This is a genomic window from Stenotrophomonas sp. YJH_SMC_58 (assembly GCF_059369635.1).
This window is the reverse complement of record NZ_JCAFSW010000007.1, coordinates 91,835-115,177: the sequence shown is the minus strand read 5'-3', so window position 1 is coordinate 115,177 and position 23,343 is coordinate 91,835. Positions and strand designations below refer to the sequence as shown.

General features: G+C 67.6%; 21 protein-coding genes. 9 read left to right on the top strand and 12 right to left on the bottom strand.

Features of this window, described 5'->3' with window-relative positions; all coding sequences use genetic code 11:
• The first annotated feature begins 63 nt into the window (after positions 1-63).
• Positions 64-720 carry a YceH family protein gene (locus AC5P68_RS11245; RefSeq protein WP_088470644.1) on the top strand — a complete coding sequence of 219 codons (657 nt, stop codon included), beginning with the start codon at positions 64-66 and terminating at the stop codon, positions 718-720.
• Between the two features lie 77 nt (positions 721-797).
• Here the strand turns inward: AC5P68_RS11245 and AC5P68_RS11240 are convergent, their stop codons facing one another.
• Both AC5P68_RS11240 and AC5P68_RS11235 read right to left on the bottom strand, forming a co-directional pair.
• Positions 798-1,322, bottom strand: coding sequence for a GNAT family N-acetyltransferase (locus AC5P68_RS11240; protein ID WP_033834574.1), 525 nt, complete (start codon positions 1,320-1,322; stop codon positions 798-800).
• 337 nt (positions 1,323-1,659) lie between these two features.
• The gene (locus AC5P68_RS11235) at positions 1,660-3,636 is read right to left on the bottom strand and encodes a UvrD-helicase domain-containing protein (protein ID WP_164209180.1); all 1,977 of its coding nucleotides are present in this window, start codon (positions 3,634-3,636) and stop codon (positions 1,660-1,662) included.
• Between the two features lie 99 nt (positions 3,637-3,735).
• Here AC5P68_RS11235 and AC5P68_RS11230 point away from each other — a divergent pair, with 99 nt between their 5' ends.
• Genes AC5P68_RS11230 through AC5P68_RS11220 form a run of 3 tightly spaced genes read left to right on the top strand, consistent with a single transcriptional unit; the run spans position 3,736 to position 5,866 of the window.
• A complete protein-coding gene (locus tag AC5P68_RS11230; protein ID WP_033833542.1) occupies positions 3,736-4,464 on the top strand; it encodes an SEL1-like repeat protein in 729 nt (242 codons plus the stop codon).
• A gap of 40 nt (positions 4,465-4,504) precedes the next feature.
• Positions 4,505-5,236, top strand: coding sequence for an SEL1-like repeat protein (locus AC5P68_RS11225; protein ID WP_111188660.1), 732 nt, complete (start codon positions 4,505-4,507; stop codon positions 5,234-5,236).
• Between the two features lie 9 nt (positions 5,237-5,245).
• Entirely contained in the window at positions 5,246-5,866 is a 621-nt protein-coding gene (locus AC5P68_RS11220) for a thymidine kinase (RefSeq protein ID WP_033833540.1), read from the top strand.
• Positions 5,867-6,418: 552 nt separating this feature from the next.
• On the opposite strand, the gene AC5P68_RS11215 is transcribed toward AC5P68_RS11220, so the two are convergent.
• The 4 genes from AC5P68_RS11215 to AC5P68_RS11200 form a co-directional block, all read right to left on the bottom strand.
• Positions 6,419-8,023 carry an OpgD/OpgG family glucan biosynthesis protein gene (locus tag AC5P68_RS11215; protein ID WP_033833539.1) on the bottom strand — a complete coding sequence of 535 codons (1,605 nt, stop codon included), beginning with the start codon at positions 8,021-8,023 and terminating at the stop codon, positions 6,419-6,421.
• Positions 8,024-8,128: 105 nt separating this feature from the next.
• On the bottom strand, positions 8,129-8,941 hold the full coding sequence (gene mutM / locus AC5P68_RS11210; protein WP_005407488.1) for a bifunctional DNA-formamidopyrimidine glycosylase/DNA-(apurinic or apyrimidinic site) lyase: 813 nt from the start codon (positions 8,939-8,941) through the stop codon (positions 8,129-8,131).
• A 19-nt stretch (positions 8,942-8,960) separates the two neighbouring features.
• Entirely contained in the window at positions 8,961-9,293 is a 333-nt protein-coding gene (locus tag AC5P68_RS11205) for an EF-hand domain-containing protein (protein ID WP_231522473.1), read from the bottom strand.
• Positions 9,290-10,492, bottom strand: coding sequence for a DesA family fatty acid desaturase (locus tag AC5P68_RS11200; protein WP_049452585.1), 1,203 nt, complete (start codon positions 10,490-10,492; stop codon positions 9,290-9,292). Before AC5P68_RS11200 ends, AC5P68_RS11205 begins: the two co-directional genes overlap by 4 nt.
• A 151-nt stretch (positions 10,493-10,643) precedes the next feature.
• Between AC5P68_RS11200 and AC5P68_RS11195 the strand changes: the two genes are divergently transcribed.
• A complete protein-coding gene (locus tag AC5P68_RS11195) occupies positions 10,644-11,465 on the top strand; it encodes an ABC transporter ATP-binding protein (RefSeq protein WP_049452584.1) in 822 nt (273 codons plus the stop codon).
• Between the two features lie 183 nt (positions 11,466-11,648).
• Here AC5P68_RS11195 and AC5P68_RS11190 read toward each other — a convergent pair whose 3' ends face one another.
• Both AC5P68_RS11190 and AC5P68_RS11185 read right to left on the bottom strand, forming a co-directional pair.
• Positions 11,649-12,851: a DUF4785 domain-containing protein gene (locus AC5P68_RS11190; RefSeq protein WP_231522474.1), complete on the bottom strand. Its 1,203-nt coding sequence runs from the start codon at positions 12,849-12,851 to the stop codon at positions 11,649-11,651.
• 11 nt (positions 12,852-12,862) lie between these two features.
• Positions 12,863-13,741, bottom strand: a complete 879-nt coding sequence (locus AC5P68_RS11185) for a hypothetical protein (RefSeq protein ID WP_049432421.1) — start codon at positions 13,739-13,741, stop codon at positions 12,863-12,865.
• 262 nt (positions 13,742-14,003) lie between these two features.
• Between AC5P68_RS11185 and AC5P68_RS11180 the strand changes: the two genes are divergently transcribed.
• Positions 14,004-14,843: an acid phosphatase gene (locus AC5P68_RS11180; protein ID WP_033833533.1), complete on the top strand. Its 840-nt coding sequence runs from the start codon at positions 14,004-14,006 to the stop codon at positions 14,841-14,843.
• Between the two features lie 112 nt (positions 14,844-14,955).
• Here the strand turns inward: AC5P68_RS11180 and AC5P68_RS11175 are convergent, their stop codons facing one another.
• Positions 14,956-17,226, bottom strand: coding sequence for a TonB-dependent receptor (locus tag AC5P68_RS11175; RefSeq protein ID WP_049402969.1), 2,271 nt, complete (start codon positions 17,224-17,226; stop codon positions 14,956-14,958).
• A gap of 158 nt (positions 17,227-17,384) precedes the next feature.
• Between AC5P68_RS11175 and AC5P68_RS11170 the strand changes: the two genes are divergently transcribed.
• On the top strand, positions 17,385-18,401 hold the full coding sequence (locus tag AC5P68_RS11170; protein ID WP_049432424.1) for a TIGR00266 family protein: 1,017 nt from the start codon (positions 17,385-17,387) through the stop codon (positions 18,399-18,401).
• Between the two features lie 184 nt (positions 18,402-18,585).
• Entirely contained in the window at positions 18,586-19,578 is a 993-nt protein-coding gene (locus AC5P68_RS11165; protein ID WP_423373151.1) for a patatin-like phospholipase family protein, read from the top strand.
• 46 nt (positions 19,579-19,624) lie between these two features.
• On the opposite strand, the gene AC5P68_RS11160 is transcribed toward AC5P68_RS11165, so the two are convergent.
• Both AC5P68_RS11160 and AC5P68_RS11155 read right to left on the bottom strand, forming a co-directional pair.
• Positions 19,625-20,368 carry a hypothetical protein gene (locus AC5P68_RS11160; RefSeq protein WP_414497991.1) on the bottom strand — a complete coding sequence of 248 codons (744 nt, stop codon included), beginning with the start codon at positions 20,366-20,368 and terminating at the stop codon, positions 19,625-19,627.
• Between the two features lie 147 nt (positions 20,369-20,515).
• Positions 20,516-21,001, bottom strand: a complete 486-nt coding sequence (locus tag AC5P68_RS11155) for an Lrp/AsnC family transcriptional regulator (protein WP_005411782.1) — start codon at positions 20,999-21,001, stop codon at positions 20,516-20,518.
• 125 nt (positions 21,002-21,126) lie between these two features.
• On the opposite strand from AC5P68_RS11155, the gene phhA reads away from it, so the two are divergent.
• Entirely contained in the window at positions 21,127-22,020 is an 894-nt protein-coding gene (gene phhA, locus AC5P68_RS11150; RefSeq protein WP_049402965.1) for a phenylalanine 4-monooxygenase, read from the top strand.
• 110 nt (positions 22,021-22,130) lie between these two features.
• Here phhA and AC5P68_RS11145 read toward each other — a convergent pair whose 3' ends face one another.
• Positions 22,131-23,186 (bottom strand): LacI family DNA-binding transcriptional regulator, encoded by a 1,056-nt coding sequence (locus AC5P68_RS11145; protein ID WP_495216999.1) that lies wholly within the window; start codon positions 23,184-23,186, stop codon positions 22,131-22,133.
• Positions 23,187-23,343: the final 157 nt, after the last annotated feature.

Sequence of the window (23,343 nt, the reverse complement as noted above, 5' to 3'; positions counted from 1 at the left end):
GGCAAAGGCGGCCCCGGGACGGCTATGCTTGGCGGTTGACCCGTTGCCCTTCCGGAGGCCGCCATGACCGATTCCGTCCAGACCCCCGACGTCCCCCTGCTCGACGCCGTGCAGGCCCGCCTGCTGGGCTGCCTGGTGGAAAAGGAGGCGACCACGCCGGACACCTATCCACTGACGGTCAATGCCGCCCAGTCGGCTGCCAACCAGAAGACTGCCCGCGAGCCGGTGATGAACATCGATGCCGGCAGCGTGCAGCACGCGCTGCGCCAGCTGGAGGCGTTGGGCCTGGCCCGCCAGCACTTCTCCTCGCGCGCGGACCGCTACGAGCACCGCCTGCAGGCCGCACTGGACCTGACCCGGCAGCAGACCGTGCTGCTGGCGCTGCTGCTGCTGCGTGGGCCGCAGACGCTGGGCGAACTGATCACGCGCAGCGAGCGCCTGCACCGCTTCGCCGACGCCGATGAAGCCCGCCACGCCATCGAGCGCCTGCAGCAGCGCGCGCTGCTGGTGGTGCTGCCGCGTGCCAGCGGCCAGCGCGAAGACCGCTACATGCACCTGCTGTGCGGTGAAGTGGACGGTGCGGCGCTGGCGGCCAGGTACGCCAGCAGCGGCGGCGGCGGCAGCAGCGATGCAGCCGACCCGGGCCTGGCCGAGCGCGTGGCCCAGCTGGAAGCGGCCGTGGCCGAGCTGCAGGCGCAGCTGGCCGAACTGCGCGGCTGAGGGGGTGGGTGCCGACCGTGGTCGGCACTGCATCTGAATCGTGCCGACCAACGGTCGGCACCTACCAACATCAGGGGTCAGACCTGCGCCGCACCCGGCGTGGCATACAACCTGCTCGGGCTGTCCACGCCCGGCAGCTGGATCACCCCGCGCTCCTGCATGCCCAACCCCAGCAGGATCTTCCCGGACACCACGTTGTCCAGATCGGTGATGCCATACAGATCGTGCAGGCCCAGCCCAGCGCGCGCATGCGCGAACACCGCCCGCGCCGCCTCACCGGCATAGCCCTGCCCGGCGAATTCCGACAGCACCGCATAGCCGATGTCCGGACCCGGCAGCCCATCACGCCGTACCAGTCCGGCATTGCCCAGCCAGGCACCATCGGACAACCGCTCGATGGCATACATGCCAAAGCCATTCAACGCATAGCTGTGCAGCACACGCAGCGCGATGTAGTCCCGCGCCTGCTCCTCACTGCGCACATTGCGGTCGCCAATGAAGCGCACGAAGCCCGGATCATTCAACAGCGCCAGCATCGGCGCCGCATCGCGATCAGGCTCGATCGCACGCAGGCGCAGGCGTTCACTCTCGATCGGTTGCACAGGTGGACCTCCAGCCGAAACCCCGATTCTGCCTCAAGCCCGGCTGCTGCTTTTGATTTTCTTTTTCTTTTCCGTGGCTGGCGCGCACGGAAACTGTCAGAGGCCGGCCGGGTGGGCTGGGCGGGACCGTCCGCGGCATGGGCCCGAGGCATGCCTCGGGCGGGTTGGGCAGGACGCCCAACCCCGGTCTTGCCGTGTGCGCAGGACAGCGCACACGAGCAAGCCGCGGCCGAGCCCCCATGGATGGGTTTACGGCGTGTCCCGACCGGCCCCCCGCCCGGCCCCCACGAATGCATTGCGAACGGCGCCAACCACGAGGGGCTGCGCCGTTCGCCGATCAGTCGAACAACGCCTCGATCGCCGCCAACCCCGCACTCGCCCGTTCCTTCTTGCGCGCCGCATCGGCCACCGGATCAGCGCCATCACGCTGGATCTCCTCGGCCGGGATCTCATCGAAGAACCGGCTCGGCTTCAGCCGCACATGCTCACCGAACTTGCGCGTCAGCTTGCTGTAACTCATCCACAGCTGGATCTTGGCGCGGGTGATGCCCACGTACAGCAGCCGCCGCTCTTCCTGCAGGTTGCCCTCGTCCAGGCTGACCTGGTGGGGCAGCACGCCATCCTCGCAGCCAACGATGAACACGTACGGGAATTCCAGGCCCTTGGAGGCGTGCATGGTCATCATGCGCACCTGGTTGCCACCCTCGTCCTTGTCGCTGCGTGACAGCAGCGCCAGCTGGCCGGCCAGGTCAGCGGCAGTGGCGCCGCGCGGGCCGCCCTCGAACCACTGCGCCAGTTCCTCGATGTTGTTGGCGCGGCGCTGGTAGCTGGCCTCTTCCTTGGCCTGCTGGCGCAGTTCGCTGAGCAGGCCCGATTCCTTGGCGACCTTGCGGATCATGTCGCCCGAGGTGACCTGACGCATCTGCGCGCGCAGGTCGCGCAGGATGTCGGTGAAGCGGGCCAGGCTGTTGGCGGCGCGCGGCGGTAGCTGCTGCAGGGCGCCGATCGCCTCGGCAGCCTGTGCCATCGGCATGTCCTTTTCCTGCGCCAGCTCGGCCAGCCTGGCCAGCGTGCCGGCACCGACGTCGCGCTTGGGCGACTGCACCGCACGCATGAACGCGGTGTCGTCGTCCGGGTTCACCAGCAACCGCAGCCAGGCCAGCGTGTCCTTCACTTCCTGGCGCTCCAGGAACATGGTGCCGCCGGTCAGGTGGTAGGGAATGCGCAGCAGCTGCATCGCCTTTTCCAGCGGGCGCGACTGGAAGTTGCCGCGGAACAGGATGCAGAAATCACTCCATGGCACGTTGCGCGACTGCGCCACGAAGGCGATCTCGGCCGCGACCTTTTCCGCCTCGTGCTCGCTGTTGCGGCACTCCCACACGCGGATGCGCTCGCCGTCGGCCTGGTCGCTCCACAGCTTCTTCAGGTGCTCGTGCGGGTTGTTGGCGATCAGCGCATTGGCGGCGCGCAGCACGCGGTTGGAGCAGCGGTAGTTCTGCTCCAGCTTGATGATCTCCAGCGTGGGATAGTCGCGCCCCATCTGCTGCAGGTTTTCCGGGTTGGCACCGCGCCAGGCGTAGATCGACTGGTCATCGTCACCCACGCAGGTGAAGTTGCCCTTGTCGCCGGCCAGCTGCTTGAGCAACCGGTACTGCGCGTCGTTGGTATCCTGGCATTCGTCCACCAGCAGGTAGCCGATGCGCTCGCGCCACGCCAGCGCGATCTCCGGATTTTCCTCCAGGATCTGCACCGGCAAACGGATCAGGTCATCGAAGTCCACCGCATTGAACGCCGTCAGGCGCAGCTGGTAGCGCTCGTAGACGCTGGCCGCTTCCTTCTCGCGGTTGCTGCGCGCGGCGGCCATCGCCTGCTCGGGCGACAGGCCGGCGTTCTTGGCGCGCGACACCAGGTTCTTCATGTCCTCGATGTCGTCGGGCTTGGCCCCGTACATCAGGTCCTTGATCTGCGCAGCGGCATCATCGGCATCGAAGACCGAGAAGCCACGCTTCAGGCCCACGGCCGCGTGTTCGATCTGCAGGAACTTCAGGCCCAGCGCATGGAAGGTGCAGATGGTCACCTCGTCGGCGTCCTGCTCGCGCAGGCGCTTGGCCACACGCTCGCGCATTTCCTTGGCCGACTTGTTGGTGAAGGTGATCGCTGCGATGCGGCGTGCCGGGTAGCGACCGCTGCCGATCAGGTGGGCGATCTTTTCCACGATCACGCGCGTCTTGCCGCTGCCCGCGCCGGCGAGCACCAGCAACGGACCTTCGATGTGCAGGACGGCGGCGGCTTGGGGGGGATTGAGACCGTGCATGGGAATGGGATTGTAGCGGGGCCGCAGCGGGCGGACCTGACTTGCATGCACACCGTTCCTAAGCTATTGATTCGCCACCGGAGCACTGGAGCCAGGTGCATGCGCCCGACCGCCCCTGCCGCCCTGCTGGGCACCCTGCTGTTGCTGCTGGCGCCGTTGGCTGCCCGCAGTGCGGACTGCGCGCCCGATGCTCGCGCATCGTTGCGGTCTGCGCTGATGACCCCGGGCTTCCTGCAGGCTCATCCTGACCTGCACTGGCGCGAGCTGGGCCTGCAGTCGTGGCGCCAGGGCCGGCCCGATCATGCGCTGGTGCGTTTCAAGCGGGCGGCCGCGCACGCCGACAAGCTGTCGCAGTCGCTGGTCGCGCGCATGTACCAGGAAGGCACGGGTACCGCCCCTGATCCGGTGCTGGCCTACATCTGGATGGACCTGGCCGCCGAACGCGGCTACCGCGACCTGCTGCTGGAACGCGAGCGCTACTGGAACCGCCTGGATGCCGCGCAACGGCAACGGGTGCTCGCCGAAGGGCCGGCGCTGTATGCGGCCTACGGCGATGCCACGGCCAAGCCGCGCATGGAGGCTGCCATGCGCGTGGACCGCAGCGGCATGACCGGCAGCCGCACCGGCTGGGTCAGCTCGATGCTGCAGGTGGAACTGTCCGACGGCCCGGAAGCCGGCTGGCCGACCCGCGGCGATGACTATTATCGGGATGCGTACTGGGACCCTGCAGCGTACTGGTGCATGCAGGACCGCATCTGGGAACAGGAGTTCGGCGGCCGCAGCGTCGAGGTCGGCCCACTCAGCCCCGTGGAAGGCGCGGGGCGCTGACGTTCGTATTTCATGGTCATTGCCAGGAGGGCGATCAAGTATGAAAGCGAAGCACGCTCCACGCTTCTGCCTGCTGCTGGGCCTGTCGATGGCCGCTGCCGTGACCGCCAGGGAATGCCCGGTGGAGGCCCCGCGGCAGATCCCGCCTACCGTCCTGACCGGAGGCTTCTTCGATGCCCATCCGGACCTGTTCTGGCGCAGCATGGCCCAGCGGGCCGAACGGGACAGACAGCCCGCCAGGGCGCTGGACTACTACAAGCGTTCGGCGCGCTACGCCGACAAGTTCTCCCAGGCCATGGTGGCGCGGCTGTACCAGGAGGGCGTCGGTACCCGGGCCGATCCGGTGATGGCCTACATCTGGATGGACCTGGCCGCCGAGCGCATGTATCACGACTTCCTGGTGCTGCGGGAGCACTACTGGGCACGCCTGGACGCACTGCAGCAGGCACGGGCGATCGAGCGCGGCCAGCAGGTCTATGCCGACTACGGCGACCGCGCAGCCAAGCCTCGCATGGAGCGCGCCCTCAGGGACGGCCGCCAGCAGATCACCGGCAGCCGCCTCGGGTACGTGAGCTCCGGCCTGATCGTCGTCCAGCGCCGCGGCAACGAGCAGGGCATCGTGACGCCGGGCAGCATCGTCTACGACAACGACTACTGGCGCGCCGCCGACTACTGGTGCCTGCAGGACAACTACTGGCGCCCCGCGCGGACCCCCAGCGTCGAGATAGGACGGCCGGACACGGTCCGCGACGACGAGGCGGTGGACGACTAGAATTGGCCGATGGCCAAGCTCTATTTCTACTATTCGGCGATGAACGCCGGCAAGACCACGACCCTGCTGCAGAGCGCGCACAACTACCGCGAACGCGGCATGCGGGTGGCGATCCTGACCCCGCGCCTGGATGATCGTGCCGGCGCCGGCGTGGTGGCCTCGCGTATCGGCCTGCGTGCGGACGGCATGGCCTTCGACCGTGACACCGACCTGCAGCACTGGGTCGAACAGGACCTGGCCGCCAACGGCCCGATGGGCTGCGTGCTGGTGGATGAAGCGCAGTTCCTCACGCGCGCCCAGGTCTGGCAGCTCAGCGAGGTGGTCGACCAGCTGCGCATTCCGGTGCTGTGCTACGGCCTGCGCACCGATTTCCGCGGCGAGCTGTTCGAGGGCAGCCAGTACCTGCTGGCCTGGGCCGACGAGATGCAGGAGATCAAGACCATCTGCCACAGCGGCAAGAAGGCAACGATGACGGTACGCGTGGACGAACATGGGCACGCGGTGCAGGACGGCCCGCAGGTGGAGATCGGTGGCAACGACCGCTACGTGTCGGTCAGCCGTGCCGAGTTCAAAAAGATCACCCGCGGTGAAGGGCGGATCGATCCGGCGCAGGCGCCCCTGCCGCTGTAAAGGGTGTTCTTTTGCAGGGCTTGCAGCCCTGCACCCGCGGTAGTGCCGGCCGCTGGCCGGCAACAGCAACAGCAACAGCTGGCATTGCGTGTGATGGCGGGCCGGTGTGGGTGGGCAGGACACGCCGTAAACCCGTCCCTGGGGGCTCGATGGCGCCATCCATGGCGCCAACGGTCCTGCCCACCCACACCGCCCCACCTCTGACAGATCCCCGCGGCTGTTGGTGGGTGCCGACCGTTGGTCGGCACATCTGTCAGATATCGAAATTCATCTATCGAAATTCATCTGGGGTCAGAGCCCGTTGCGCAGCAACGGGATCCGACCCCGTGCTCCGACAGATCGCGGAGGTCTGTCGAAGGCGGGGTGGGTCCGGTGGCGGGAGTGTCCGCGGCATGGATGCCGCGGCCAAGCCCCCATGGACGGGTTTACGGCGTCTCCCGCCACCGGACCCACCCCGACTACCCACAGAAAACCAGCTTCTGCTTCGGCTGTTGCTGTTGCTTTGGCCTCGGCAGGTGCAGGGCTGCAAGCCCTGCAAACCCAACACCCCTCTCAGTACAGCGTGCGCTCCGGCGCACCCGCCGGCGGCGGGGTGTACTGGTACAGCCAGGTCTCGGTCAGGGTCTTGCCGCCACTGCGCAGGAACAGGCGGATGTCGATCTGCTCGGTACTGCCCTCCGGCGGCACCAGGTCGAACATCGCGCGGTAGCCGTTGATCTCGCGCAGCGGACGCGCCGACACGATCTCGACCCGGCCGCGGCTGGATTCCACCACCGCCTCGACCTCGCCCTTGTCGATCAGCCTGGCCAGCTCGCCACCTTCGAAGTCCACCGCGAAGCGCCAGCTGAAGTACTCGCGCTTCTTGCCGACCACGCCACCCAGGCCGGTGCGGCTGGCCACGCAGTGCGCCAGCGGCGGCCGTGCCGGTGGTTCGGCACCCCAGTACAGGCGGTAGCCAACCAGCAGTTCCTGGCCCGGCTGCGGTTTTTCCTTGGGGTTCCAGAACGCCACGATGTTGTCGAAGGTTTCGTCCACGGTGGGGATCTCCACCAGCTGCACCGAGCCCTCGCCCCACTCGCCCTTCGGCTCCACCCACAGGCACGGGCGCTTCTCGTAGAACACGCCGTCGTCCTGGTAATGGTCGAAGTTGCGGTCGCGCTGCAGCAGGCCGAAACCACGCGGGTTGCGGTCGACGAACATGTTGAAGCGCAGGTTGCGCGGATTCAGCAGCGGCCGCCAGATCCACTCACCGGCACCGGTCCACAGCGACAGGCCGTCGGTGTCGTGGATCTCCGGGCGCCAGTCCCAGGCCATGCGGCGGTCGTTCTCACCCACCTGGTACATGCTGGTGCACGGGGCGATGCCCAACCGCTCGATCGCCTTGCGCGGGTACAGCGCGCTGTCGATGTCCATCAGCAGCACGTCGCCATTGGTGATCGCGAAGCGATAGGCGCCGGCCACGCTGGGCGAATCCAGCAGGCCGTAGACCACGATCGTGTCCGAATCAGCCGAGGGTTGTTCCAGGTAATAGGCGATGAAGTCCGGGAATTCCTCCGGCTTGCCCATGCCGGTATCGATTGCCAGGCCACGCGCGGACTGGCCGTACTGGCCTTCCTTGCCGACCGCACGGAAGTAGCTGGCGCCGAGGAAGGCGGCGAAATCGCGATCGGTGTCCTTGCGGGTGTTCAGGCGGAAACCGGCGAAGCCGAGATCGGCCGGCAGCTCGCCGTCCTTGATGCCGCTCTTGCCGTAGTTGAAGGCCGCGCCGTCATAGGCCAGCTCCTGCGCCTTGCCGTCGACCACGTCGAACATGCGCACCGGCGAATGGAAGTACAGGCCCAGGTGGAAGAACTTGGCCTGGAACTTGCCCGGCTGGTCGGCCCACAGCGCATGGTCCTGGCGGTAACCGATCGACTGGTACTGGTCCCAGTCCAGCCCTTCCAGGCGGCCCGGCAGCACCCGCTTGTGGCTCTTGTAGGGCGCCTGTGCCAGCGCGCGCGCCTGGCCCTTCAGGGTGGCGAAGTCGAACGGCTGCGGTTGGCCGAGGCGGCGCAGGCCCATCTGGCCGCTCCTGCTGGCCGCGCACGCGGGCAGGGACGGCAGGCCGAATGCAGCCAGGGCGAGGGAGGCATTGCGGATGAAGTCGCGTCGTTGCATGCAGGCGCGTCAGGCACAGAAGGAAGGTCGGCCATCATAGGCAGACAAACGTTAACGGGCAGCGGAGACGTGCCCTGCCCGTTCAGCTGCCGCTGGCCGCCCGCCTCAGCGCTGGCAGTGGCTGCACCAGACGCTGGCGCGCTGGCCGATGGTGGCGTGCTTCAGCGCGCGGCCACAGTTCGGGCAGGGCAGCCCGTCACGGCCGTACACCAGCAGTTCCTGCTCGAAGTAACCCGGCGCGCCATCGGGGCTGATGAAGTCACGCAGGGTGGTGCCACCACGGGTGATGGCGTAGCCGAGGATCTCCTTCACCGCATCGGCCAGCCGCTGGTAGCGCTCGCGCGAGATTTTCCCGGCCTCGCGCAGCGGACTGATGCCGGCCTTGAACAGGCTCTCGGCGGCGTAGATGTTGCCCACGCCCACCACCACCGCCTGGTCCATCAGGAAGGTCTTCACCGGCGCGCTGCGGCCACGGCTGCGGGCGAACAGGTAGTCCCCGTCGAAGGCATCGTCCAGCGGCTCCGGGCCTAGCCCCTGCAGCAGCGGGTGGACTTCGCCGGCCGGCTGCCACAGCAGGCTGCCGAAGCGGCGCGGGTCGTTGAAGCGCAACAGGCGGCCGTTGTCCAGGCTGATATCCACATGGTCGTGCGCGCGCAGCGGGGTATCGCCGGGCAGCACACGCAGGCTGCCGGACATGCCCAGGTGCAGCACGGCGCTGCCGATGGCGGTGTCCAGCAGCAGGTACTTGGCGCGACGGCGGATGTCCTCGATGCGCTGCCCCGGCAGCAGCTCGGCCACTTCCGGCGGAATCGGCCAGCGCAGGTCGGCGCGGCGCAGGATCACGCCATGCACGCGGCGCCCCTGCAGGTGCGGCGCCAGGCCGCGGCGGGTGGTTTCGACTTCGGGCAGTTCAGGCATGAACCGATTCTACGCCCGCTCAGCGTGGCGGCGCCGCCAGCTCTCGCGCATCCAGGTAGCCATCGCCGTTGGCATCCTGCTTATGGAAGCGCTGCACGATCACCTGCCGCTGCTGCTCGCGGCGGATCGCCCTGCCCTCGCGGCCGGGCAGCTCGTCAGCGCTCAGCACGCCATCACCATTGCGGTCCATGCGGTCGAAGGCATACAGCATCCACTGCACGTACTCCGCTTCGCTGACCTTGCCGTCGCCATCGCTGTCCATCCGCTGCAGGTAGCTGGCGGTATCGGTGACCTGGGCCAGCGCCGCGCCTGGCAGCAGCGCGGCCAACACAAGCCCATACCCTGCCCTCACGCGCCCACCAGGCTGTAGCCCTTCAATCGCGCAGCGTAGGCCTGCAGCGCCGCGATTCCGCTTTCCTCGGCCTCGCGGCACCAGGCCTGCAGCTGGTGCAGGCGCTCGGCGGCATCGTGGCCGCGGGCCTCGAGCAGCGCCGCCAACCGCGCGCGGTACTCGACCAGGGTGTGGATGCGCGGGCGCTGTGCCACCCATGCGCTGAGCTGGGCGCGACTGTCCGGCTTCAGCCAGCGACCGTCGTTGACCAGGCCACGGCGCAGCCGGCGCGGCAGCAGGCGCCGCAGCTTGGCGCCAGCGTGGGCGGCTTCCTCGCGCAGGGCCGGCATGAACACGTTGCGCTGGTAGTCGGTCATCGCCTGGAAGCGGTGCGAGAGCAGCGCCTTCAGGGTTTCGGCATCGGGCACGGCGATGTTCGGGCGTACGTCCATGGCCGGTGCAACGCGAAGCACCTTGGCCAGGCGCAGCGCCTGCAGCAGGCGGATCGCACTCCAGCCGATGTCGAATTCCCAGCGCCGCATCGCGAAGCGCGCCGAGCTGGGGAAGGCATGGTGATTGTTGTGCAGCTCCTCGCCACCGATCCAGAAGCCCCACGGCGTCAGGTTGGTGGAGGTATCGGCCGATTCGTAGTTGCGGTAGCCCCACCAGTGGCCGAGGCCGTTGACCACGCCGGCCGCCCAGAATGGAATCCACGCCATCTGGATCGCCCACAGGGCCACGCCGGGCAGGCCGAACAGCACGCTGTTGATCGCCAGCAGCAGCACCGGGCCGAGCGTGGCGTGCGGGGTGTACAGGTGGCGCTCGATCGCATCATCCGGGGTGCCACGCCCGTACTGCTCGATGTCCGCGCGCATGCCGCGCGCTTCGCGGTACAGCTCCACGCCATGCCAGAACACCTTGCCGATGCCACGGGTGACCGGGCTGTGCGGATCGTCCTCGGTTTCCACCTTGGCGTGGTGCTTGCGATGGATGGCCACCCACTCGCGGGTGATCATCGACGTGGTGAGCCAGAGCCAGAACCGGAACACGTGGGCCAATGCCGGGTGGAAATCGACCCCGCGATGGGCCTGGCTGCGGTGCAGGTACAGGGTCACCGAGAAGATGGTGATCTGGGTGAAGACCAGCAGCACCGCCAGCATGGCCCACCAGCCCAGGCCCAGCACACCACCGGTCAACAGGGACATCAGGGCATCGGGCATGGCGGCTCTCCGTATCGACGCGGGGATGGCAGACATCATGGGCGCTTGCGTTGCAAACTGCATCCCTGCGGCGGTGATTGCCACCGCCATCCGTGGCACCGTTCACAGTTGGGGACCTGAGTTGTCGAGCCTTGATCCACGCGCCAGCACCATGACCGCCGCCCCGCCCGTTGCGGAGCTGCCCCCCTTGATCGAACTGGACCGCGCCACCGTGGTGCGCGGCCAGGTGAAGGTGCTGCACGGGCTCAGCCTGCGTATCGCGCAGGGCCAGCACACTGCCCTGCTCGGCCCCAACGGTTGCGGCAAATCGACCTTCATCAAGCTGATCACCCGCGAGCTGTACCCGCTGGCGCAAAGCGACGGCTCGGTGGCGGTGAAGGTGCTGGGCCAGAACCGCTGGCAGGTGGACCGGCTGCGTTCGCAGCTGGGCATCGTCACCGGCGACCTCAGCAGCAATCTGGCCGACATGCCCGGGCTGACCGTGGAACAGGCGGTGCTGTCCGGCTTCTTCGCCAGCTACGTGGTGCCGGCCTTCCGCGAAGTGACCGCCGACATGCGCACGCGCGTCGGCGAGACACTGGCGATGACCGGCGCCCTGTCCCTGCGCGAACGCGCCTATGCCGAGCTGTCGGCCGGCGAGACCCGCCGCGTGCTGATCGCCCGCGCGCTGGTCAACCGGCCGCAGGCACTGCTGCTGGACGAGCCATCCACCGGGCTGGACCTGGTCGCCCGCGAGCAGCTGGTGGCGACCATGCGGGTGCTCGCCCAGCAGGGCATCACCCTGGTGCTGGTGACCCACCACATCGAAGAGATCATTCCCGAGATCGAACGCGTGGTGCTGCTGCGCGACGGCCGTGTGCTGGCTGATGGCACCCGCGCCGAACTGCTGCGCAGCGCGCCGCTGTCGGCGGTGTTCGGTGGCGCGATCACCGTGTGCGAGCAGGAAGGCCGGCTGACCGCGTACGCGGGGTGAGGCGGAGCCCTCGGCGGAAACAAGGGGCCTGGAAACCGACAGGCCTGGGAGACCGACTCTACCCCGTCGTGATGTCATTCCCGTCGTGATGTCATTCCCGCCGTCACGCCATTCCCGTCGCGGTGCCATTCCGTCGCCATGCCGGTGCGGCGGGCCGGATGTTCCGGCCCGCCACCGCCTTGCTCAGAACCTCAACGCCAGCGCGCGTGACTCGATCGGTGCCATCCGGCTCTGATCCTGCAGCTGCAGGTCGCGCAGCTCGTACGGCGCACCGAACCCAGCCGGCAACGCGGCCTGGTCGAACGGCAGCACCAGCTGGCCCGCGCCCGGACCGTCGAACCACGCGGCCGCGTGCGCCTGCGCCACCGGCTTCAGCTGGCCATCGCGGCCGGTGGCATACAACGTGCCACGCGCCTCGTAACGACCGGCGGCGGCCACCTGCAGCGGCAGCGCCACCTGGCGGCTGGCCGGGTCCGGTGCCGCCTGGCCACTGAAGCGCGCGGTCGGCCGCGCCACCGCGAAGGCCACCTTGCCATCGCGCAGCACGCCATCGGCCTGGGCGAACACCTGCAGTTCCCACAGCCCCTGCACGTTGCCGACATCAGCCGGAATCCGCACCTGCGCACGCAGGGCACCATCGGTGGTACGCAGCAGGCGCTGCGGCCAGCTGCGGCCATCGGGCGCGACCAGCAGGGCTTCACCGCCCAGGCCGCCACGACGCAATGCCAGCTGCGCGGTGGTGGCGCCGTCTTCCAGCAGGCGTGCCTGCAGCTGCACGTTGCCACCGGCCAGCACCTGCGCCTGGTTGGCCTGCACTTCCAGCCGCAGCGGGCTGTTGGGTTCCAGTACCTGCACCACGTAGCGGCCCTGTGCCTGTGCGCTCTGCAGCGTGTACGCACCGGCCGCACTGGTTGCGCCGGTACGCAGCATGCTGCTGCCATCCCTCACCGGCATGCCGGCCTGCTGCAGCGCGCGGGCATCGACGCTGCGCGCCACGCTGCTGCGGCCGGCCGGGTCGCGCACCTGCAGTGTGTTGGCCGGCACTGCACGGGCACCGTCGGCCGGGCTCAGCTGGATCACCGCATCGGCGGCCGTCAGCGGTAGATCGATGCCGCGTTGCAGCTGCGCGCCATCGACCTGCTGCCAGTAGCTGCGGCTGACCGAGGCATACGGCGTAGCCGCCTGCAGCGATTGCGCCGGGTCCAAGGCCCAGGCGAAGGACAGCGGTGCGCGTTCGCTGTCATCGGCCGGCAACGGCGCGGCCACCAGCGCAGCGGGCACCTGGTCGCCCGCGCGGGCGGCCTGCAGCGGCTGCGCCGCCTGCACTGCGGAAAGGGACAGTACTGCCAGCACGGCGCCGGCCAGCAGGGTGGATTGAATCGTCATGGTCGTCTCCCTCACTGGGTCAGGTCGTTGCGCAGCAGGGTGCCGAGGCCGAAGCACTCGCGGCGGCTCTGGTTGTGGCTGAGCGGTTCTGCGCCCTGGGTACGCGCCTTGTCGGTGAACCAGGTGGTGCCGGCGGCCTTCTGGCTGCTGCACTCCAGGAAGCCATCGGAGCAGGACGACAACCAGTTCTGGGTGAACTCCAGGCCGACGTTGGCGGCATAGCCGCCGCAGTAACTGTTGCTGTCCCACACCGCCGATTCCACGTCGCTGCCGACCACCGCGCGGAACGGCTTGGGCAGCGCCGGGCGACCGGCCGTGCCATACAGGTTCTGCGCGTTGTAGGTGGCCATGCTCGCCACCTGCTGCTGGCGTACCGCGTCGTTCTTGTAGCCCAGCAGCCAGCCCAGCGACGTTTCGAAGGTATTGCCGTTGAGCACCGCATCGGCCAGCGGCGTGCCCGCCGAGGAAGGTGCCAGCGCGGTGACCTTGCGCACCGTGCGGATGATCTTCGGATAGCGGCTGTCGTAGGTCGGGTTGGACAGGATCCAGCGCATCACGTTGCCGCCGTTGGAGTGGGTGATCACCACCAGCTGGGTGATGCCACGGCTGTCGATGAAGCCGGTCAGCTGGTTGGCCAGGCAACCGGCCGCTTCCGGTTTCCACATGTACTGGGTGAAGTCACAGTTGATGACGACGTAGTTGCTGCTGTTCGGCAGGCCCTGGCGCACGGTGTCGATGATCGCCGGCTGCCAGTAGTCCTGGGTGGCGTTGGTCTGCGCGCCGGTGCCATGCACGAAGGCCACGCCGACCACGTCGGCGGCCTGCGCCGGCGCTGTTGCAAGCCCGAGGAGCAGGGCCAGGACGGTACTTCCTGTTGCGGTGCTGCGCATCGCTTCTCTCCCTCTGTCTTCGGATCCCCCCGACCCGGCTGGAACTGGACGGCCCTGGCGCTTGCCGTTGTGCCGATGCTCGCGGTGCAGCGGCGTGAAAGTCCGTGCGCTGCGCCCGGAATCAGGAGACTGACGTCAAACGATGACGCTTTTCATATCGCGACAATGACCATGCCGGGTCTGGCCGTATGACCGATGGCCACTGCAGTGTCGTATGGGGGCTGCGATCATGGCGCGTTGTTTTCTCTCCCGGAGCCTGTCCATGTCGCTGATTTCCCACCCTGCCCGCCCGCTGCTCGGCCTTGCCGTCGTCGCGGCCCTGGCCGGTTGTGCCGCCACCGCCACCAAGCCGACCGCCGTCGAAGCCAACATCACCACCAAGGCGGTGGGCTATCTGGACCAGAGCGCGGTTCCGGCCAGCCTCGACCTGGTACCGGCACCACCGGTGGCCGGTTCGGCCGCGCTCGCCCTGGACGAGCAGGTCAGCCGTGAAGCCCGCGCGCTGCGTGGCAGCCCGCGCTTCGCCCAGGCCGGCGTCGATGCGGAGCTCGGCTTCCCCGAAGGCGCCAACCACTTCTCCTGCGCCGCCGACATCGACGTCGACGCGGTGAAGACCCCGGCGCTGTATCGCCTGCTGGAGCGCAGCCGGATCGACGCCAGTGCGGCGACCAAGGCGGCCAAGAACCACTACCAGCGCCCGCGCCCGTTCATGGTCAACGGTGAACCGACCTGCTCGCCGAAGGACGAGGAAGGCCTGCGCAAGAACGGTTCCTACCCGTCCGGCCACACCTCGATCGGTTGGGCCTGGGCACTGATCCTGTCCGAGATCGCGCCGGACCGCGCCGATGCCATCCAGGCCCGTGGCCGCAACTACGGCGAGAGCCGCCTGGTCTGCAACGTGCACTGGCAGAGCGACATCCTCGAAGGCCGCTTCATGGGCGCCGCCGCGGTGGCCCGCCTGCACGACAACGCTGCGTTCAACAAGGACCTGCTGGCCGCACGCAAGGAAATCGCCGCCGCACGCAAGGCCGGCCTGCACTCCAGCCGCGATTGCACTACCGAGAACGCGGTGCTGAAGGTGCGCCCGCAGAGCGCGCTGTAAGCGCGCGCCGGATCACTCGTTGCCGGCCAGCGGCCGGCACTACCAATGGGCGTAAGGAAGAAGGGCCGGCATTGGGCCGGCCCTTCTTCATTGCATCAACGCAGCCACCGCATCAGAACTTCGCGGTGAACTCCACGCCCCAGGTACGCGGCTCGTTGAGGAAGCCGGTCAGGTTGTTGAAGTCGATCGCACCGACCACGCGGGTCTGGTTGGTCAGGTTGCGGCCGAACACGGCCACGTCGTACTGGCCGTAATCCCAGTTGTAGCCCAGGCGCAGGCCGCCTTCCAGCGAACTACGGCCGCGGAATTCCGGCGACTCGTAGATGAAGAAGTTCACCGCGCTGCGGTAGGCCCAGTCCGTGTAGGCGTACAGCTCGCTGCCATCGCTGAGCGGGAAGCCCACGCGCAGGGTCGCGTTGTGGATCCACTTCGGTGCCTGCGGCAGCGGGTTGCCGTTCACCAGCGCATAGGTCTGGCCGTTGATCACCGTGGTCGGGTCGTTGATGGTGCAGCCACCGCCGCAGATCGCCACCGCCAGATCCTTGTCCTTGATCTCGGTGTCGTTGTAGCTGCTGCCAAAGGTCAGCAGGACGTTGTCGGCCAGGTAGGCTTCCAGGTCCAGTTCCACGCCCTGGCCGATGGTCTTGTCGGCGTTGAGCAGGGTGGCGGTGTTGTTGCTGCCACCCACCGCGATCAGCTGCTGACCATCGACGTTGTAGCGGAACACGCTCAGGCCCACGCGCGCGCGGCGCTCGAACAGGTCGGCCTTGATGCCGGCTTCATACGAGATGACCTTCTCCGAGTCGGCCTGCGACAGGCCCGGCGCGAAGGCCAGGCGGCCCTGGATCGACGGTGCGCGGAAGCCCTTGGCCACGCGGGCGTAGGCGTTGATGTCGTCGGTCAGCTTGTAGACGCCGCTGACATCCCAGCTGACGTCGTTGACGTCGGTGTTGGCCAGGTACGGGCCGCTGACCGGGGTGCCGAACGGAACGGCCTGCAGCACGCTGGCGCTGAAGTCCTTCTTGTCCTGGGTGTAGCGCACGCCGGCGCGCAGCTTGAAGCGATCGGTGACATCGAAGTCGCCCGAAGCGAACACCGCCCACGCCTTGTTGCGCTGGTTCTGCACCACGTGGCCGGTCTGTGGATTGCCCGGGGTCAGCGAGTCGTAGTTGAAGTTGTTGATGGTCACGTCTTCATCGAAGTAGAAGACGCCGGCCTGCCAGTCGAAGCGGCCCCATTCGTTGGACTCGATGCGCACTTCCTGCGTCCACTGCCGGTGGTGCGGCAGGCCGTCGGCCGACTCCGACGAGAACGGAATCAGGCCCGGACCGTAGTTGCCGGCACCGAGGAAGGCCGCACCGTAGCCGCCGTCGATGTCACCGCGGTTGAGCGATTCGGCGGTCTCGTAGCCGGTGATCGAGTGCAGGGTCACCGAGCCGAGGTTCCACTGCAGGCGCGCGCTGCCGCCCCAGGTTTCCAGGTCGGAGAAGTTGACGCCGTCGTTGGCCACCTTGTCGCGGTCGAAGTTCTCGACCAGCGAATTGCCGCCCTTCTGGATGATGTTGGCGCGGAACAGGCGCGCGGTGCCGTTGAGCTTGCGCTTGTGCAGGTTGAACAGCGCTTCGAAGTCGTCGCCTTCGTACAGGAACTGCACGCGGCCGGCGGCTTCGTCATAGCCTTCGAAGCCACTGTTGGGGGCACCGGCGCGGGTGTTGTCGACCCAGTCATCGCGGCGCTGGTAGATCGCCGAGACACGTGCCGACCAGCGGTCGGTCAGCGGGCCGCCGTAGGCGCCCTGCACGTTCCAGCTGTTGTAGCTGCCGTAGCCCACGCGCACGTAGCCGTCGGCATCCTGCGACGGTCGCGCCGAATCGAACTTGACCACGCCGGCCGGGGTGTTGCGGCCGAACAGCGTGCCCTGCGGGCCACGCAGCACTTCCACGTTGGCCAGGTCGAACAGCGGGAAGCCCTTCAGCAGCGGGCTTTCCTGCACCACGTCGTCATACACCAGCGACACCGGCTGCGAAGCATTGAGGTCGAAATCGGTGTTGCCCAGGCCGCGGATGTAGAAGCGCGGGAAGGCACGGCCGTAGGACGACTCGATGTTGAGGCTGGGCACGCGCGCGGCCAGGAAGCGGATGTCATCGCCGGCCGAGCCGAGCACATCCAGCTTCTCGCCCTGGATCGCGCTCAGTGCGACCGGTACGTCCTTGGCGTTCTCGACGCGGCGCTGCGCGGTCACCTGCAGGGCATCGAGGGCAACCGGATCCTTGGCGGCGGGGGTTTCCTGAGCGGCTGCTACCAGCGGCAGCAGGGCGGAAAGAGCGGCAACGAGGGGGCGCGCGACCGGAAGGCGGCCACGGGAAGTACGGGTCGGGGACATGGCGGTAGGCTGTGTTTGGAGGGGTGGTAAAACGGCGCTACCAGATAATTGTTGCAATACAGCACCTACGCCGCAAATGCCCGCCGTTCATGGCCCCGTCGCCGGCGCCCCCGGGCGCTCGCTAGACTCGGGGTTTCCAACGCGACGGACCCGCCGCCATGACCCAGTGGTACTTCCATGCCTCCGCCCAGGCCGAGCGCATCGGCCCGCTTGATGACGAGGCCGCGCGCCGCTACGCGCAGGCCAATCCACGCGCGCTGGCCTGGTGCCAGGGCATGAGCGGGTGGACACCGATCACCGAGGTGGCCGAGCTGCAGGCGGCGGCCCCGGGCATGCCCAACACCCCACCGCCGGTCCCCGCCGGCGCCAGCGGCCGCGCCGACGACATCGAGTTCCGCATCGTCGGCCATGAAATGCAGTTCGTGGAGATCGAGCTCGACCCCGGCGAGAGCGCCATCGCCGAGGCCGGCGCATTGATGTTCAAGGACGCCACGGTACAGATGGACACGGTGTTCGGCGCCGCCAACGGCGACCAGGGCGGCGGCTTCATGGGCAAGGTGATGGCCGCCGGCAAGCGCGTGCTGACCGGCGAGAGCCTGTTCGCCACCGTCTACACGCAGAGCGGGCACGGCAAGGGCAAGGTCGCCTTCGCCGCGCCCTACCCGGGCACGGTGCTGGCGATGAAACTGGACCAGCACGGCGGCCGCCTGATCTGCCAGAAGGACAGCTTCCTGGCCGGTGCGCGCGGCGTGCAGATCGGCGTGCAGTTCCAGCGCAAGATCATGACCGGCCTGTTCGGCGGCGAGGGCTTCATCATGCAGAAGCTGGAAGGTGACGGCTGGGTCTTCATCCACGCCGGCGGCTGCGTGGTCGAGCGCGAGCTGGCTGCCGGTGAACGCCTGGACGTGGATACCGGCTGCGTGGTGGCCTACCACCCGACCGTGGACATGGACGTGCGCCGTGTTGCGGGCATCAAGAGCATGCTGTTCGGCGGCGAGGGCGTGTTCCTGGCCACGCTGACCGGCCCAGGCAAGGTCTGGCTGCAGTCGCTGCCGTTCTCGCGCCTGGCCGGCCGCATGTGGATGGCCGCGCCGCAGGGCGGTGGCCAGAACCGCGGCGAGGGTTCGGTACTGGGCGGCCTGGGCCGGATGCTGGACGGCGACAACCGCTTCTGACCGCCTCCGGTCGTGCCGGCCGCTGGCCGGCAACCCCATGGACCGTTGCCAGTTTCCCTATGGTTGCCGGCCAGCGGCCGGCACTACCTTTATGAATGGGCGATATTTCCCACCCTGCCCGCCCCGCCACAGCTTCGGTATGCTGGCGCCCTTTCCTGAATCCGGCGCCGCGAGCGCACTGCCGATGAGCCTGTTCCGCCCCCGCATGCTGCTGTCCGTCGCCCTGATCGGCCTGCTGGCCGGCTGCGGTGGCGATCCGGTCCGCCCTACGCCGCCGCCGGCGCCGACCGTGGTGCCACAGGCCAAGCCGGTGAAGATCGGTATCGCCCTCGGCGGTGGCGCGGCCAAGGGCTTTGCCCACATCGGCGTGATCAAGATGCTGGAAGCCAATGGCTTCGAGCCCGCGGTGGTGTCCGGCACCAGTGCCGGCAGCGTGGTCGGCGCGCTGTACGCCAGCGGCATGGACGCGTTCCAGATGCAGAGCAAGGCGGTGGCGCTGGATGAAGCCAGCATCCGCGACGTGCGGCTGTTCTCCGGTGGCCTGGTGCAGGGCCAGAAGCTGCAGGACTACGTCAACGAACAGGTTGCCAACCGTCCGGCCGAACGCCTGAAGAAGCCGTTCGCCGCCGTCGCCACCCAGCTGGAAACCGGCGAGCGGGCGATCTTCGTGCGCGGCAACGTCGGCCAGGCGGTGCGCGCGTCGAGCAGCATTCCCGGCGTGTTCGAACCGGTGAAGATCGGTGGTCGCAACTACATCGATGGCGGCGTGGTCAGCCCGGTGCCGGTGGATGCCGCGCGCCAGCTCGGCGCCGACTTCGTGATCGCCGTGGACATCTCCAGCAAGGCCAGCGGCAAGGCGCCGACCGACATGCTGGGCATCGTCAACCAGTCCATCTCGATCATGGGCCAGCGCCTGGGCGAACAGGAACTGGCACGCGCCGACATCGTCATCCGGCCGAAGGTGCTGGACATCGGCGCTGCCGATTTCAGCCAGCGCGGCACGGCGATCCTGGAAGGCGAAAAGGCCGCGATGGCCGCAATGCCGCAGATCCGCGCCAGGATCCAGCAGCTGCAGCGTGCGCGTGTTGCGGCCGCTGCACCGGCGCCGGTGGCTGCCCCCAAGTGCGAGGAAGCCTCGCGCCTGGGCAAGCTGATGGGCCGCAAGGACAAGTGCTGAGGGCAACCCGCTCCATGCGGGTCACCCCCAGGGGCCTCACGACGGGTCAGGCGCCGATCTGGGCCAGTGCGTCGTTGGCTGCGGCCGTCACCGAGCTGCCGTAGCCATGGATGTACGAGCCGTTGCAGACCAGCGTGGCGTGCAGAATGACGCCATTGATTTCGGCCTTCTCGAAGTTGCAGCTCTGGCCTGCCGCCGTGGAGTAACGCATCAGTCGCATGGCGATGACGTTGGCGTCATCGATGCTGGCACCGAGCCCACTGATGGACCAGTTCTTCAGGGTCTGCGTGTTGCCGCAGTCGTAGCGGAAACGGAAGCCCCAGGATTCCGGATAGTACGAACCCTGCAGCGGCGCTGCGCAATGGGTACCCGTGGCCGCCATTTCCGTCGCGATGGCCAGCGAGTTGCGCGCCGCGGTGGTGGGTGAGTTGCCCACGCCGGCGATCGACCAGCCATTGCAGACAAACTGGGCGAAAACACCCTTGCCGTAGGCACCACTGACGATGCTGCTGGCATCCGCGCTGCAGCTCACGCCGGCCTGCAGCACCGCCATGAAGCCGTTGAGGTTCTCCACCGCTTCATTGACCGAGACGCCGATTCCATAGACATAGCTACCATTGCACTGGCGCTTGGCCAGCGTCGACGAGTTGCTGGTCATGCCGACGAATTCAGTGGTACCGCAACTCAGCGCCAGAGGTTGGGCGTTGGCGATCTGGGGGGAAGCACCCGCAGCGGCCGGCATCAGGCCAGCGACAAGCAGGGCAATGACTGGAGCAAGGCAGACTTTCATGTCGATCTCTCCGGACAGGGTTGTCCAGTGAGTCTAGGAATGCTGATTGCGTCACTCTGTCGGAGGTTCATCCGTCTCGCCGTAGGAAAATGCCTTGCGTCGCCCAGGATGCAAAGCAAGTCACGCTCTCCCACATCCGCCGGATGATCACGACTCCAGCTGCGAAAGCGGCAGTGCCTGGAAACCCTTCACCGTGCGCAGCACGAAGCTGGAATTGGCATCGGCCACGCCACCGGCGTTGAGCAACCGGTCCAGCAGGAAGCGAGAGAAGTGCTCCAGGTCGCGCACGTAGACGTGCAGCAGGTAGTCCATGTCGCCGGTCAGCGCATGGCAGGCCACCACCTCGTCCCACGCTTGCACGCTGTCCACGAAGTGGCCGATGGCGGCCTGGTCGTGCTTTTCCAGCTGCACGCGCACGAAGGCCTGCAGGCCCAGCCGCAGCTGCCGCGGCTCCAGCCGCGCGCCATAGCCGACGATCACACCCTCGCTTTCCAGCCGCTGCAACCGCCGCAGGCAGGCCGAAGGCGAAAGATTCACCCGCGCCGCCAGTTCGGCGTTGGTGGCGCGCCCATCCCGCTGGATTTCAGCCAGCAGGCGTATATCCGTGCGATCAAACTGGACTTCTCCGGCCATTGTTGCCCCGCAACATGGTGAGTACGCAAGGATATTGCGCCAACAGGGCCAACGGGCGCAACTTTTGCAACCCTGTTGCGCGTGCTCTGCCCTAGCATCGTAGGCATCCCGTCAAGGAGTGCCCCATGGACCTCGCCCAGCCCCGCCGCGTCGAACACCAGCAGACCGACAAGGGCTACGTGCCGGTGTACACCACCGCGCTCGTCGAGCAGCCGTGGGACACCTATACCGCCGACGACCACGCCACCTGGAGCACGCTGTACCAGCGCCAGCGCGAGCTGCTGGTCGGCCGCGCCTGCCAGGAGTTCCTGGATGCACAGGACGAGATGGGCATGAGCGCGCACATGATTCCGCGCTTCGACCAGCTCAATGAAGTACTCGGCGCCGCCACCGGCTGGACCCTGGTCGGCGTTGAAGGCCTGCTGCCGGAACTGGATTTCTTCGACCACCTGGCCAATCGCCGTTTTCCGGTGACCTGGTGGATCCGTCGCCCGGACCAGATTGATTACATCGCCGAGCCGGACCTGTTCCACGATCTGTTCGGCCATGTGCCGCTGCTGATGAACCCGGTGTTCGCCGACTACATGGAGGCGTACGGCCGTGGCGGCGTCAAAGCCCACGCGATCGGCCCGGATGCACTGCAGAACCTGACCCGCCTGTACTGGTACACGGTGGAGTTCGGCCTGATCGATACGCCCGAAGGCCTGCGCATCTACGGCGCCGGCATCGTGTCGTCGAAGGGCGAGTCGCTGTACTCGCTGGAATCGGCCGCGCCCAACCGCATCGGCTTCGACCTGCAGCGGATCATGCGCACGAAGTACCGCATCGACACTTTCCAGAAGACCTACTTCGTCATCGACAGCTTCGAACAGCTGATGCAGGCGACGTCGCCGGACTTCACCCCGATCTACGCGGCACTGGCCAGCCAGGCGCATCTGCCGGCCGGTGACGTGCAGGGCGATGACCGCGTGTTCCAGAAGGGCACCGGTGATGGCTGGGCCGACGGCGGCGACGTGTAAGCGCACGGCGTACAGCGCTTCGCATTGAAAGGAAAACGGCGCACCTGGATGCGCCGTTTTCGTTGTTGTCTGCCTGCGCCATTGCAGCGGCGCAGGCGAGGGCAGGGCAGTCAGGCGTCCACGGCCCGGCAGGAACCGCGCACCATCAGCTGCGGATGCACGCTGGCCACATCCGGCGCCTCCGGTACGTCGGCCTGCACCAGCATCGCTGCGGCCATGCGGCCGATGTCCGACACGTGGCGGCGCACCGAGGTCAGCGGCGGCCACAGCCGCGAGGCCAGCGGGCTGTCGTCGTAGCTGACGACCGACAGCTGCTGTGGCACGGCAATACCCGCACGCAGCGCGACCTGGTAGACACCGGCCGCCATCTCGTCGTTGCCGGCGAAGATCGCACTGGGGCGGCGTTCCCCCAGCAGCAACCGTTCGGCGGCATGCACGCCGGATTCGAAGGTGTCGCCCGCTTCCAGCACGCGCTCGCCCGGCAAGGTCAGCCCCACCTGGGCCAACCGGTCAAGGAAGCCATGGGTACGCTCACGCGCCGCGCGCCGGTCACCCGGTCCGGCGATCACCGCGATGTCGCGGTGGCCGAGCGACAGCAGGTAGCCCGCTGCTGCTGCCGCGCCATCGCGATCGTGGGTGACCACCGCCTGCACGTCTTCTTCCGACGCATGCGCGTTGATCCGCACGTAGCGGCAGTCGATGTCGTCCAGCATCTGCGCGAGTGCAACCGATTCGGATGCACGCGGGCCGAGGATCACCCCATGCAGCTTCTGCTGCTGCACGAAGCGGCGCACGCCCTGCGCGCACTCCGGGTCCTGGCTGTCGCAGGGATGCACCACCAGCTCATAGCCGGTGCCGCGCAGCGCTTCAAGCGCGCCGTGCTGCAGGTCGACAATGCATTGGGCGCCGGGGTCGTCGTACACCAGCCCGATCAGGAAGGAGCGGCGGAACGCGAGTCCGCGCGCCAGGGGGTCGGGCACGTAACCGACCTCGCGCATCAACGCCTCGACCTTGTCGCGGGTGTCTTTGCGCACCAGCGGCGAGTTGTTGATGATTCTTGAAACCGTTTTCTTGGAAACTCCCGACAGTCGTGCGATGTCGTTGATCGTGGCAGCCTTGCCTTTCGATGCCGGTAACGCGGCATCGCTCATATTTCGCACTGACATGTATAGAACCAGGTAAGTCGGAGAATTCTAGCCTTGCGCCCGTCGGGCGCGAAGTTGCGGAATGTCGCAGCTGGAGCGGCACAGACCGTGTTCGACACGTTCCACCGCGTGAGGTTCCATTGTGATCGCTCTACTGCGTTTGCATCTGAACCGTTTT